12 protein-coding genes are annotated in these 12,619 nt (G+C 43.3%); 5 read left to right on the forward strand and 7 right to left on the reverse strand.

Going from position 1 to position 12,619, the window contains the following annotated elements:
* The first annotated feature begins 6 nt into the window (after positions 1–6).
* Complete coding sequence (locus AC59IL_RS20910) at positions 7–711, forward strand: ABC transporter ATP-binding protein (RefSeq protein ID WP_496554141.1); 705 nt, start codon at positions 7–9, stop codon at positions 709–711.
* A 100-nt stretch (positions 712–811) separates the two neighbouring features.
* Positions 812–1,372, forward strand: coding sequence for a cob(I)yrinic acid a,c-diamide adenosyltransferase (locus tag AC59IL_RS20915; protein WP_496554142.1), 561 nt, complete (start codon positions 812–814; stop codon positions 1,370–1,372).
* Positions 1,373–1,459: 87 nt separating this feature from the next.
* On the opposite strand, the gene AC59IL_RS20920 is transcribed toward AC59IL_RS20915, so the two are convergent.
* Positions 1,460–2,110 (reverse strand): ABC transporter ATP-binding protein, encoded by a 651-nt coding sequence (locus AC59IL_RS20920; RefSeq protein WP_496554143.1) that lies wholly within the window; start codon positions 2,108–2,110, stop codon positions 1,460–1,462.
* 256 nt (positions 2,111–2,366) lie between these two features.
* On the opposite strand from AC59IL_RS20920, the gene AC59IL_RS20925 reads away from it, so the two are divergent.
* Positions 2,367–2,588, forward strand: a complete 222-nt coding sequence (locus AC59IL_RS20925; RefSeq protein WP_014221625.1) for a DUF2795 domain-containing protein — start codon at positions 2,367–2,369, stop codon at positions 2,586–2,588.
* A 211-nt stretch (positions 2,589–2,799) separates the two neighbouring features.
* Here AC59IL_RS20925 and AC59IL_RS20930 read toward each other — a convergent pair whose 3' ends face one another.
* The 6 genes from AC59IL_RS20930 to AC59IL_RS20955 form a co-directional block, all read right to left on the reverse strand.
* Positions 2,800–3,612: an enoyl-ACP reductase FabI gene (locus AC59IL_RS20930; RefSeq protein ID WP_496554144.1), complete on the reverse strand. Its 813-nt coding sequence runs from the start codon at positions 3,610–3,612 to the stop codon at positions 2,800–2,802.
* 81 nt (positions 3,613–3,693) lie between these two features.
* Positions 3,694–4,278 (reverse strand): DUF2059 domain-containing protein, encoded by a 585-nt coding sequence (locus AC59IL_RS20935; RefSeq protein WP_496554145.1) that lies wholly within the window; start codon positions 4,276–4,278, stop codon positions 3,694–3,696.
* A gap of 492 nt (positions 4,279–4,770) precedes the next feature.
* Positions 4,771–6,429, reverse strand: coding sequence for a DNA repair protein RecN (recN, locus tag AC59IL_RS20940; protein WP_496554146.1), 1,659 nt, complete (start codon positions 6,427–6,429; stop codon positions 4,771–4,773).
* A 125-nt stretch (positions 6,430–6,554) separates the two neighbouring features.
* Positions 6,555–8,042: a tetratricopeptide repeat protein gene (locus tag AC59IL_RS20945; protein WP_496554147.1), complete on the reverse strand. Its 1,488-nt coding sequence runs from the start codon at positions 8,040–8,042 to the stop codon at positions 6,555–6,557.
* 247 nt (positions 8,043–8,289) lie between these two features.
* On the reverse strand, positions 8,290–9,045 hold the full coding sequence (locus AC59IL_RS20950; protein WP_496554148.1) for a zinc ribbon domain-containing protein: 756 nt from the start codon (positions 9,043–9,045) through the stop codon (positions 8,290–8,292).
* A gap of 113 nt (positions 9,046–9,158) precedes the next feature.
* A complete protein-coding gene (locus AC59IL_RS20955; RefSeq protein ID WP_496554149.1) occupies positions 9,159–10,256 on the reverse strand; it encodes a Nif3-like dinuclear metal center hexameric protein in 1,098 nt (365 codons plus the stop codon).
* Between the two features lie 423 nt (positions 10,257–10,679).
* On the opposite strand from AC59IL_RS20955, the gene AC59IL_RS20960 reads away from it, so the two are divergent.
* Both AC59IL_RS20960 and AC59IL_RS20965 read left to right on the forward strand, forming a co-directional pair.
* Positions 10,680–11,252 (forward strand): hypothetical protein, encoded by a 573-nt coding sequence (locus AC59IL_RS20960; RefSeq protein WP_496554150.1) that lies wholly within the window; start codon positions 10,680–10,682, stop codon positions 11,250–11,252.
* Positions 11,253–11,637: 385 nt separating this feature from the next.
* Positions 11,638–12,438: a LuxR C-terminal-related transcriptional regulator gene (locus AC59IL_RS20965; RefSeq protein WP_496554151.1), complete on the forward strand. Its 801-nt coding sequence runs from the start codon at positions 11,638–11,640 to the stop codon at positions 12,436–12,438.
* The last annotated feature ends 181 nt before the right edge of the window (positions 12,439–12,619 follow it).

Below are 12,619 nucleotides of genomic sequence, written 5' to 3' on the forward strand. Positions count from 1 at the left end.
TTTTCTATGAATTCAATGATTCATCTCGAAGGGATCCGCAAGAGTTACTTTATGGGTAAAGAGCCATTGCAGGTACTGAAAGGAATTGACCTTGACATCTTAAAAAATGAGTATGTGGCCCTGATGGGACCTTCGGGCTCGGGAAAAAGTACCCTCATGAACATTCTGGGTTGCCTCGATTCGCCTTCAGCGGGCCGGTATGTTTTGAATGGAAAAGATGTAAGCAAAATGCCCGACGACGACCTGGCCGATGTACGCAATAAAGAAATAGGGTTTGTATTTCAGCAGTTCAACCTGCTGCCCCGGCTTACCGCTCTCGAAAACGTGGCCCTGCCGCTGGTATATGCCGGCACCTCGCGTAAACAGCGTACCGAAATGGCAATGGAAGTGATAAAAAAAGTAGGACTCGAAGAAAGAAGTCATCATAAACCCAATGAGCTGTCGGGCGGTCAATGTCAGCGTGTAGCCATTGCCCGTGCATTGGTCAATAATCCATCAATAATACTGGCCGATGAGCCTACAGGTAACCTCGATACCAAAACCTCGAAAGAGATCATGGACATATTCAGCGAAATACAGGCAGCTGGTAATACGGTGGTGCTGGTAACCCATGAAGAAGACATTGCCCATTATGCCAACCGAATAGTACGTTTGCGCGACGGACTGATTGAAAGCGATAAGCAGCGTTCGGAACTGTTGGTCACTGTTTAAAACGGTTACTGTATTGCCGTGCCACGGTTCGTTTACATCGCACAGGGAACCGTGGCACGGATTAAAGATTCACCATTGACCATTCACTATTCACGAACAAATGGCACAAAAAATATATACCAAAACCGGTGACAAAGGTTCTACCTCACTGATCGGCGGAACAAAAGTTCCCAAATCGAGTTTACGCATCGAGGCTTACGGTACTGTAGACGAATTAAGTTCCTGGATCGGTTTATGTAAAGATTTGCTTACCGATGAAACCGCTCAAAAGCTATTACAGGAAATTCAGGACCGCCTGTTCACCATGAATGCTTCACTTGCCTGTGACCCCGTTAAAGAACCCAAACTGCGCATACCCGATCTGAAAGAAGAGGATGTTACCCTGCTTGAAAAGGAAATGGACCGCATGAACGAATCCATTGCACCCATGAAAAGTTTTATTTTACCCGGCGGTCACCCCATACTGTCGCAATTACACATAACCCGTTGTGTTTGCCGCCGTGCCGAACGTTGTTGTGTACGGCTCGAACAGGAGCATGAAGAGGTGGAGCAAATCATTATAAAATACCTGAACCGGCTGAGTGATTATTTGTTTGTTCTTGCCCGTTATACCGGTTATCAGATGAATATTGAGGAAATTCCGTGGAAACCAAGAATATAATTAGCTAATTAGCCAATGTGCTAATTTGCTAATGAAAGGCATACCAGTTCCAGCATTAGCACATTATCTAATTATCAAATTAGCATATTAAACTATCTTCCCATCTTTCATATGTAAAATTCTGTCGCTCATTTGAGCCAGTTCCTCATTGTGGGTTACAATTAAAAAGGTTTGATTGAATTGCTGGCGCAGGGTAAAAAACAGCTGATGCAGTTCACGGGCATTGGCCGAGTCGAGGTTACCGGTAGGCTCATCGGCAAAAATTATGGCGGGGCGATTTATGAGGGCCCGGGCTACGGCTACCCGTTGTTGTTCGCCACCCGATAACGCATTGGGTTTATTTTCAATTCTTTTTTCAAGGCCCAGCATTTGTAATAACGATAAAGCATTGTCCATCACCTCTTTTTTACGGCGGCCGGCCATCCAGCCGGGTATACATACATTTTCAAGGGCCGTAAATTCGGGCAACAGGTGGTGGAACTGAAAAACAAAGCCAACATGCCGGTTACGAAAAGCCGCCATTTGCCTTTCGTTCAAAAAATTGATCCGCTGATCGCCTACAACCACCTCGCCTTTATCGGGCGCGTCGAGCGTACCCAGAATGTGCAATAAAGTGCTTTTCCCCGATCCCGACGGGCCTACGATACTGGCAATTTCGCCCTGTTTTATTTCGAGGTCAACCCCCTTTAAAACCCATAACTGACCGTAATATTTGTGAATATTGGTGGCTGTTAACATGCGTGGTGAATTACTAAAACGGTCGTCAAGATACTACAAACCATTGGCTTCGCGTTCATAGCACTCATTTTCGGTAACTTTTTATGAAAACCTTCCATTATCTTTTAAAGATAGATTTGGTTTTTTCATTAGGAGGGTTACTTTTGCGAAAAATTGAGGGGTAAAAGGGGACAGGAAAAAACACTTACCGGTACAATTTCTCCGACCCTGAAATCAGAACTGTTCGCGGATTTAAAACTTTAAACAGGCTAAACACATGTTTTGGACATTAGAACTTGCATCCTATTTAGAAGATGCACCGTGGCCTGCCACCAAAGATGAGTTAATTGACTACGCTATACGTAGCGGTGCACCCATTGAAGTGGTAGAAAATCTTCAGGAACTGGAAGATGAAGGAGAAATCTATGAAGGAATAGAAGACATCTGGCCGGATTATCCAAGCCAGGACGATTTCTTCTTTAATGAAGATGAGTATTAACGCTCATGGTTAAAATAATTCAAACCGTTCACTGTTACAGTGGGCGGTTTTTTTTCTTTTGAAGTCAGGGTCGGAAGTCAGTAGAACATCTGGATTCAAATCTCCGGCTATATACTTCATCCAAAGTACGAATGGTGAGCCACTTTTTAGAAAGTAACCCACCATTCGTATTATAGTTAGACATCTGACTTCAGACTTCTAACCTCGGTATTTATTTCTCCATTTGTTCAATGACTGCCTGTGTAACACCGGTGAATGAAAAACCACCATCGTGAAACAGGTTTTGCATGGTTACCATTTTGGTTAAATCGCTGAACAGGGTAACACAATAATCAGCGCATTGATCGGCCGAAGCATTTCCGAGCGGACTCATTTTTTCGGCATAGGAAATAAAGCCATCGAACCCTTTCACACCGCCGCCTGCCGTGGTTTTGGTGGGCGATTGCGAAATGGTATTGATACGAACTTTTTTCTTTATACCATAGTGATAACCAAAGTTACGCGCAACACCTTCGAGCAATGCTTTCGCATCTGCCATCTCGTTATAATCAGGAAACACACGCTGTGCGGCTATATAAGTCAAACCTACTACGCTACCCCATTCGTTCATTGCATCCATTTCCCAGGCAGTACGCAATACGCGGTGCAGCGACATAGCACTTATGTCGAGTGTTTTTTGGTTAAACCCATAATCTATTTCGGTATAATGCTTGTTCTTACGTAAGTTTAAACTCATACCAATGGAGTGCAGCACAAAATCAATTCCTCCGCCAAAATGCTTCATCGACTCTTCGAATAATTTCTTCAGGTCGTCCATATTGGTTACATCGGCTCCTATTACCGGTGCATTCACCGCTTCGGCCAGTTGATTGATGGTACCCATACGCAAAGCCACGGGCGCATTGGTTAAAACCAGTTGAGCGCCTTCTTCATGACAACGCAATGCGGTTCTCCACGCAATTGATTTTTCATCCAAAGCACCAAATATGATCCCTTTTTTTCCTTTAAGCAGGTTGTATGCCATAACAGATATCAGTTTTTTAAAGGTTTAAAAGTATTACGTTCTTTATTAATCCGGCCTTTTTAGCGGTAATATTTTTATGCCTTATTTCATTTTTCCCTCCTTCATCATATCACCCACAATTTGCAAGGCTATGAATCCGCCGATCTTTTCACCGGCTACCCGCGAATCATTTGATATAGCTAATTGCTCTGATGCCATCTTCTTCCCTGTAGCCGAAGCATAAAATGCGGTCACCTCCTTCATCTCCTGCAGTGTAAATTTTTCACGGTACACTTTAACAATGGCATTCTCGAGCAACCTGCCTATCCGGCCACTTTCAATAGATTGCAAAAAACGGTCATAAAACTCACCCGGCAAGGTCTGCGAAGGATTTTTCTTCTGCATTTCGATCATATACTTCATCGTTTCCACACTCGCCTTCATGGCGCCTGAAACATTCAGCATCGATTTAATTTCTTTGGTTAAATCATCATCGGGTGCAGCTGTAGTATCTATTTCAGGTAATGGCGGTATAGCGGGAGTTGGTTCGGCCGGGGCCGTGGTTGTGGTGATTGTTTTGGGAGCAGGCGATTTTGCTTTAGGAGCTGGCTTGGTTTGACTATACCCCTCAATACCCAACAACACCAATAGCATAAAGCAAATAAACCGGGTGACTGCTTTTTTCATAATAAGGATTTTAACCGGTAAAAATAAGATTATTTAACAGGCAAAACATATTTCAACAACACCCAGCTTATTATGAATGTGTACAAAAACATCATTGCCAGTAAGGCCAGCAGATACAATAGAAAGTATTTAAATGATCGCCGCGGCTGTATCCATTTCATTAAATACCGGCTTATGATCCAGGCGGGGATCATAGCCAAAATGAGGTAAAATATTATTTGAATATTTGGGAACATAGCAGCAATGGGCAAAAAGGCAATAGGCAATAAGCAATAGGCAAAAAGGCAACAGGCAATGGACAATAGGCAATTGGCAGTGGGTAGTTGGCTATCGGTCCCCGCTAAGGCAGGATGAATCGGCAAACGTGAAACGGCAAACGGCAATAACAAGTTGGCAGCTGGCAGTTGGCAACAGCTAAAATTTACAGGATTGCGTTTTTGCCATAGTTTCATCCATCCTTAGCGCACTTTTTACGTTTCACGTTTCACGACTTTAATTCATCACCATTTCCCTTGCATTTTCCAATGCGGCGGCTGTTGGCTTTTCGCCACTGAGCATTTTGGCAATAGCGGTTATACGTTCATCCTGCGACAGCAGTTTGATATTCGTTTTTATGGCGTTGCCTTTAACCTCTTTGTACACAAAGTAATGGGCATCTGCCTTTCCGGCGATCTGCGGCTGATGGGTTATACTGAACACCTGCCGTTTGCGGGCCAGATCTTTCATGATAATTCCAACCTGTTTGGCGGCCTCGCCCGAAATACCGGTGTCTATTTCATCGAAGATCATAGTAGGCAAATCGAGCGATTGCGCTACCAGCGATTTAATACAAAGCATCAACCGGCTTAATTCACCGCCCGATGCCACTTTGCGAATGGGCTCGAACCGGTTGCTTTTGTTGGCATCGAATAAAAATTCAATAGCATCCTGTCCGTATACATTCAATGATGCCAACGGCTTTATATCAACCTGCACGCGGGCATTGGGCATGCCTACCTGGTTTAATAATTTGTTTACTTTATCCTGCAGGGGTTTTACCTGTTTGGTGCGGTTGGCCGATAACTTACCCGCCAGGTCAGTGGCTTTTTGCAATAACTGCTGTACCCCTTTTTCTTTGCTTTGAATAGCTTCATCGATATTCAAAACAGCCTGTAATTTTTCTTCAAGACTATTTTTTATTGCCAGCAGTTCGGCAGTGGTATGCACACCATGCTTTTTTAACAGTTTGTACCCTACTGATACGCGTTCATTCAGCTGTTCAATTTTTTGCGGGTCGTACTGTACCTGGTTATTTATATGCTCCACTTCATCGGCTATATCCTGCAACTCAATTTGCGCCGATAACAATCGCTGTAATAAAGCAGGCAATGCAGGGTGATGATCGCTATAAGGCCCCAGCTGGTTGTACAGGGTTTTTAACTGCTGCACAACGGGCGATTCGCCTTCGCTTAACTCATACGACACTTTACTTAAAGCTGTTTTAATGCCTTCGGTATTGCTGAGCAATTTTAAAGTTGCATCCGCTTCTTCCAGTTCGTTTTCTTTCAGGGCCGCCTCGTTCAATTCGCCGAACAGGAATTTATTATAATCGTATTCTTTGGTGAACTGTTCTTTTTGTTGCTGCAAAGCAGTTAGCTCATGTTGTGCCTGCTGCCATTGCGAATATAGCCCCTGGTATTGTTGCAGTACATCTGCATGACCCGCCAGTGCATCGAGCACCTGGCGCTGAAAATCGCTTTGGCCCAGTTCCAACGTATCGAACTGCCGGTGCAGGTCAACCAGCATGGAGCTCAGTTGACGTAACTGCTCAAGGTTTACCGGTGTATCGTTTACAAATGCCCTTGATTTGCCATTACTGCCAATTTCGCGACGAATTACCAGTTCTTCATCCACATCGAGGTCCTGTTCGCGCAAAAATGCTTTTACCGCCTTTTTTTCTTCTATAACAAAAATTCCTTCTACGTAACATTTTTTATCGCGGTTCAGCAATACTGCGGTATCTACGCGATCGCCGAGTATAAGCGATAATGCACCCATCAGAATTGATTTACCCGCACCGGTTTCACCGGTAATAATATTCAGCTTTTGCGAGAAGTCGATTTCTATCTCGTCGATAATGGCGTAGTTCTGTATGAAAAGTTTTTTAAGCACATTACTGTTTTGAACCCGACAAATATAATCGGGATTGTGGATTTATTATTAGGGGATTTTCCCCATTGTTTTGTTGCCAGTTACCAGTTCCCGGTTACCGGTAACTGGAAACCGGTAACCAAAATTTATTCATTTTTACACCGGGCGATGCCCGCCTTGGCTCTTTGATCTAACGAATTTTTAAAATCATGATCTTTCATATCAATACATCGCTGAAACCATTGTATGGCGGTTGCTTTATCGCCGCGTTGCTCGAATATAAAACCGGTTTGTAAGGCGGCGCGGGCCGCATAATGCTCTTTGCGATGTTCACCGAAAACAATGGCCTGTTTGTAAAATACAATAGCCACACTATCGTTCCCTACATCGTCGTACAGCCGCCCGGCGCGGTAGGCAAACTCCAGCTTATCTTCGATCAGCGAAAAATTATTGGTGTTTTTACCATGCAAAAGGGCCAGCGCCTGGCGGTAGTAGCCGCCATCGTTTAACAACCGTGCCTGTAATAATAATTTATTCGGCCATTTATTGCCTAAAGCCTCCTGTTGTGCCTGTTTATCGGCCTCGGCATCGGTACTGCCGCTTTGCAAAATTTTCTGCCGGTACATATTGGCCTTTGCATCATCGCCCTGCAGATAATAATACCAGCTTAACTTTTGTAATATTTCCTTTACATAAAATTTGCCCTTAAACGATGCCAGAAAACGCTCCAGGTAAATATTCGCAGTGGCATCGAGATGGTGCAGCTTTGCATAACCCATTTCCATATCCCACACGGGCATTGCCAGATAACCGGGGTCGGTATTTAACCCTGTTATAATTTGTTCGGTTTTTTCGGCCTGCTGATTATTTAAATTTAGGTTGGCGGCCAGAAAGGCAAACAGGTGATGATTCACCACATCGAGTTGTTGCTTTTCGATGAACTGAAAAACACCGGGTTTATCGTTTTCGATATAAAACTTCAGGTAGCAGTAATAAAATATGGCTTCGTCGCGAAACAAAACCGACCATTCATCGGTGCGTTGAAAAAAGTTATTCATCCGTACCATGCCTTTTTTTATGCTGCCGTTAATGCCCAGCAAATTGCTCAGCCATTTGTATCCGTCGGGGATGGTACCGGCGGCTACCTGCATGGCGCCGGCATATAACAGGTTAGGCGAAAAATCGGGGAAGGACGAAAGATTTTCTTTTATCTGTAAAAACGAACGGCGAAACTCCCAGCCGGCATCCCAGTTGTTCCCGAATTTTACGCGTACTGCCGCCCATTGAAAATGTATAACCGAACGGGTAAATAACTGAAAAGGGGAATCTGAAGGGCCCTGTGACAGCAGATCGAGCCGTTTTTCGCGGTTGGGCAACCGCTTTTTATATTCTGCAGGATCTTCGTTAAAGAACAGGGTAAAAAAATCGATATAATTCTCAAGAAAGCAGGGGATCAGGTTGTTGGGGTTCTGTGTTTTTTCAACATTAAGCAATTGCTGACCAGCCGCTAATTTCAATTGAACGATCTCGTGATAAGCCTGCCTGCACCGGTCGTTAAAATCAAACACCTTTTGCGCCAACGAAAAGGCGGGTAGCAAACAAAAAGCAATGATTAAACGCAACAAGCGCTCCATATGTGCAAGATATGTCACAGATGCCAACCTTCCACCCCGGGCTAACAACTTTGCCACTGATTACAACTACCCGCCTTCGGCGGGATGAAGACAATTTTGCCACAAAATCTGTGGCAACCTGTTTTTGATGGCGCCGGCAATCGATATCCTTCGGGTGCATCCTCAATAAAAAAGGCGTTCATTGCTGAACACCTTTAAATATCTTATTTGCCAATTGCCTATTGCCAATTGCTTATTGCCTATTGACTCACTTCACTTCTACAGTATCAAACAAATCGCGGTCAACCAAAATACGTCCGCAGTTTTCGCAAACAATGATCTTTTTGCGCTGACGGATCTCGCTCTGGCGTTGAGGAGGAATAGCGTTGAAGCAACCACCGCAGGCATCGCGCTCAACCGGTACCACACCTAAACCATTGCGATAGTTTTTGCGAATGCGGTCGTATGAATGCAGCAGGCGCTCATCGACCTTTTCACGGGCTTCAGAAGACTGTTTATTGAAATGTTTTTCTTCTTTTTCGGTAGTAGCGATGATCTTTTCGAGCTCGCCTTTTTTGGTATTCAAAACACCTTCTTTGGTGGCAATGTTCTTTTTCGCTTTGTCGAGCACCACTACCTTTTCGGCAATTTCTTCATTGGCATCGCGAATATGTTTTTCAGCCAGTTTTATTTCGAGCTGTTGCATCTCAATTTCTTTATTGATAGCTTCAAACTCACGGCTGTTTTTTACATTCTCGCTTTGCTTTTCGTATTTTTTAATCAGCGCTTCAGCTTCCTTAATGATATTCTTCTTCTGATTAATAAATTCCTGTATACCGTTGATCTCTTCCTCGATACGAACCTGGCGCGAATGCAAACCTGTAATCTCATCCTCGAGATCGCTTACTTCCATTGGCAACTCACCTTTCAGAATCTGAATTTCATCAATCTTCGATTCAATCTTTTGCAATGAAACGAGAGCGTATAACTTTTCTTCTACAGAATATTCTTTTACGTTAGCCATAAATGAGTTTATAATTTGTTGTTTATGGTTTGAAGTTGATTGCCGGCTGCAGTACCCTGATGTTTCTTTTGTTGTGTCACTCCCTTCTGCGTTCGGAATCCACTTCAACAAAATCAAATAAAATAATGAACCGGATTGGTTTTTATAGCTGTTTTAAGGACGGCAAAGGTAGGGAATTTTTGCTGCAAAATGCCAGCCAGTAAATCTATGGTAAATTGCTCGCTTTCGAAATGGCCTATATCGGCAATAACCAGGCGGTCGTTGGCGTCAAAGAATTCGTGGTATTTCATGTCGGCCGTAATATAGATGTCGGCCCCGGCTGCTAACGCTTTGGAAACCAGAAAACTACCGGCGCCCCCGCTTACGGCCACCTTTTTAACCGGTCGCCCCGTAAAAGCCGTATGCCTGATCACCGCCAGGTTAAAGGCCTGTTTCAACTGAGCCATAAAGCTGGTTTCGGGTACAGCATCCGGCAATTCGCCAATAAGTCCTGAGCCAATGCCGGGATGTGTATTGGTCAAACCAACCACATCATAGGCTACCTCTTCGTAAGGATGGGCAGCCAGCAAAGCCCGCACCATGGCCGCCTGCAGGTAAGCAGGAAAAATTACTTCTATCTTCAGTTCCTTTTCATAATGGCGTTCCCCCGGCCGGCCAACAAACGGATTGGTGCCTTCATCGCCTTTAAAGGTACCGGCGCCTTCAACCCCAAAACTGCATTCATTATAGTTGCCTATTTGCCCGCCGCCTGCGGCAAACAGGGCTGCGCGCACCTGTTCGGCCTGTTCAACGGGTACAAAAGTGTACAGCTTTTTTAGGGTCCCTTCTTTGGGGGCCAGTATTTTGCGGTTGATCAATCCCAGTTTATCGGCCATCATACCATTTACTCCGGCAATTACATTATCGAGGTTGGTATGGATGGCGTATATAGCGATATCATTTTTAATAGCCGTTATTACTGTCTTTTCTACATAATTCTTACCGTTGATCTTTTTTAAACCGCCGAAAATAATAGGGTGATGGGCTATCACGAGGTTGCAGCCCCGGCTGATGGCTTCGTTTATTATTGCTGAGGTAGCATCGAGCGTGCAAAGGGCGCCGGTGCAGGTCCAGCCGGGATCTCCGGTCAATAAACCGGCATTATCATATTGTTCCTGTAACGAAGGGTGTGCTATTGATTCAAGCAAGGCAATGATTTCGGCAATTTTCATAACGCAAAACGATTGATGCCAAAGATAGTTTTTTGATGGCTCAATGGTTAGATGGTTTGATGGTTTACTGACTGTAAGGTATGTTTCAAAGAAGTAACATCCCAGGGTCATCTTAGGGTATTCTTAGGGTTATTTTAGGGTCAAAAGCCTGTAATGATCCTAAGATGAACCTAATATGACCCTATTATAGTAGAACTAAGGCAGATCTTTCAGGCCACTCATATTGATAAGTAGTCCTAACAAATGGCATTCAAAAAAGAGAAGATGCGACTGAAATGTTAACCTGTCAGCAAAGGATGCAAGGTTAAATAATTGAAAACAATGGTTTTTTGGGCATTCACAAAAAAATACTGGTGCCAATAAGGCATATTAATTGCAAGTATTTCTTACTTTAATATCTTTTACGACAATCAACTGAACCTTATGCGGGCAACCTGGATCATCCTTTTAATTACAATACTTGTTGGTACCGGTATGTACTTTTTATCGAAGCGCAAACCCAAACCAGCCGGTTCCGATACCATTGCGTTTAAAAACACACCCGATTCCATCATCAAAAAGATGAAGGTTTACCTGGCAAATGACCCCAAAGAGGTGATGTATCTCGACAGTGTTTGGATGCAATCTGATTCAACCCCGCTTAAACAGGTGTTGGATGGGGTGGCGCAGGATACCATGAACAAGCAGTGGTCGGCCATTACCCTGTACCTCACATACGACAATCATTCGTTTTATGACCTTGAATTAAAAAAGCCTAATCCCAAACTGGCTTATAATATCAACATAGAGATAGAACCGCAGAACAACGACACGCTTATTGTCGATGGATTGATTCAACCTCAGGAAGGCGATGCCATGCACTTCCGCAATCCCATGATGAAGCTGTATTCAAAATTTGTAGTTACCTACAATTATAAACTTCCTCAACCTCCACCCGATTCTACGGCCATTAAAGGACATGACGCCAGCAAAACAGTTACTATTTTAAAGAACTAACCGCCCATATATACAAAATATCATATTCTTTTTTATTGTAACCCGGATGCATAACCTATTTCAAAAACCGTTTGAAATAAGTTTATTTTTTCATGTAATGGTTATTTAACAAACCATTCATCAATTGTGGAAAAAATGTTGCCTGTGGCGGCTTTCAGCCGAATACATATTTATAATTTATTTTAAAGTTCTGTTATTCATATTGTTTATACTTATAGCATTTATAAAACAGATGCATATTACCAAAACAATGGGGGTAGACATATGGTAGTCTTTTATCAACATTATGGTATCAAATAAGTGTACAAAGGCTACTTTTCTGTTATTTCGCAATTGAAACAGTATTTTGTGCAATCTTAACCCTAAGCAAAATTCCCTAAATCCCATGAAAAGGATCGTGAACCCCTTTTGTGTTATTTATGTATTGCCCGTAACCGTGCTGTTTTTGTCGTGCGCGCAAAAACCACATTTGCACCCCTTTCACTTTTCGGAAATTGCCATGTGGCAGGCTGCTATTGTATTGCTGTTACTCATCATGACTTCGTTGAGTATAATACTGCATTACAGGTACCGTAAAATGAAAGCCCGCATTCAGCAGGAAAAGGAAGCTGCTTTTTTGGAAGCACGCCGCATGGTAGAAACGGAGAAGCAGAAAGCAATGCAGATGGCCAATAAAATGGTCGAAGAAAAAAAAGAGCTGGCCGCACAGGAAGCGCTCGAGATCATTGAAAAAGCAAAAGAAGAAGCAAGGCAGTTGCAGGCCCAGGTTACCACCACTACGGTGATGCTGGCCAACAAAACCGATTACCTGCTACAGTTGCAGGAAAAGCTAAAGTCGAGCGACAACAACGAATACAAAAGGATCGCCAAAGAAATTAAAAGCAATCTTACCGAAACAGATCATTGGTCGGAGTTTATTAAAAACTTTAACCTGTTACACTCGCACTACGTTGATCACATCATTAAAAAGCACCCCGATCTTACATCCAATGAAGTGCGGCTGATATGTTTCATTCTTTCAGGATTAAGCAACAAAGAAATTGCCGGTATATTCTCTGTTGAACCCGAAAGTGTTAAAAAGGCCCGCTATCGCTTAAAGAAAAAATTAAATCTGAACGAAGAAGAAAGCCTGAGTTTTTATCTGCATAATCTGCGCGGTGAACAGGCAGTAGGCAATAGTGAATAGTGGATGGTCAATGGTCAATGGTTAATCGTGAAACGGTCCCGCCAGGGCGGGATGAATCGGCAAAGCGTTCTGTTCTTTTTAACTTATGGACTTTGTCAACCTGTTAACTTGTCAACGTCTTCTTACTTCATACTTCTTACATCTGACTTCTGACCAAACCCAATATCCTATTTTCTTTTTT

The organism is Niastella sp. sgz303648, assembly GCF_059587045.1.

What these genes read in the sequence shown, in the direction of transcription:
- AC59IL_RS20910 (WP_496554141.1), top strand. Translation starts at nt 7, where the DNA reads ATGAATTCAATGATTCATCTCGAAGGGATCCGCAAGAGTTACTTTATG.
- AC59IL_RS20915 (WP_496554142.1), top strand. Translation starts at nt 812, where the DNA reads ATGGCACAAAAAATATATACCAAAACCGGTGACAAAGGTTCTACCTCA.
- AC59IL_RS20920 (WP_496554143.1), bottom strand. Translation starts at nt 2,110, where the DNA reads ATGTTAACAGCCACCAATATTCACAAATATTACGGTCAGTTATGGGTT.
- AC59IL_RS20925 (WP_014221625.1), top strand. Translation starts at nt 2,367, where the DNA reads ATGTTTTGGACATTAGAACTTGCATCCTATTTAGAAGATGCACCGTGG.
- AC59IL_RS20930 (WP_496554144.1), bottom strand. Translation starts at nt 3,612, where the DNA reads ATGGCATACAACCTGCTTAAAGGAAAAAAAGGGATCATATTTGGTGCT.
- AC59IL_RS20935 (WP_496554145.1), bottom strand. Translation starts at nt 4,278, where the DNA reads ATGAAAAAAGCAGTCACCCGGTTTATTTGCTTTATGCTATTGGTGTTG.
- AC59IL_RS20945 (WP_496554147.1), bottom strand. Translation starts at nt 8,042, where the DNA reads ATGGAGCGCTTGTTGCGTTTAATCATTGCTTTTTGTTTGCTACCCGCC.
- AC59IL_RS20950 (WP_496554148.1), bottom strand. Translation starts at nt 9,045, where the DNA reads ATGGCTAACGTAAAAGAATATTCTGTAGAAGAAAAGTTATACGCTCTC.
- AC59IL_RS20955 (WP_496554149.1), bottom strand. Translation starts at nt 10,256, where the DNA reads ATGAAAATTGCCGAAATCATTGCCTTGCTTGAATCAATAGCACACCCT.
- AC59IL_RS20960 (WP_496554150.1), top strand. Translation starts at nt 10,680, where the DNA reads ATGCGGGCAACCTGGATCATCCTTTTAATTACAATACTTGTTGGTACC.
- AC59IL_RS20965 (WP_496554151.1), top strand. Translation starts at nt 11,638, where the DNA reads ATGAAAAGGATCGTGAACCCCTTTTGTGTTATTTATGTATTGCCCGTA.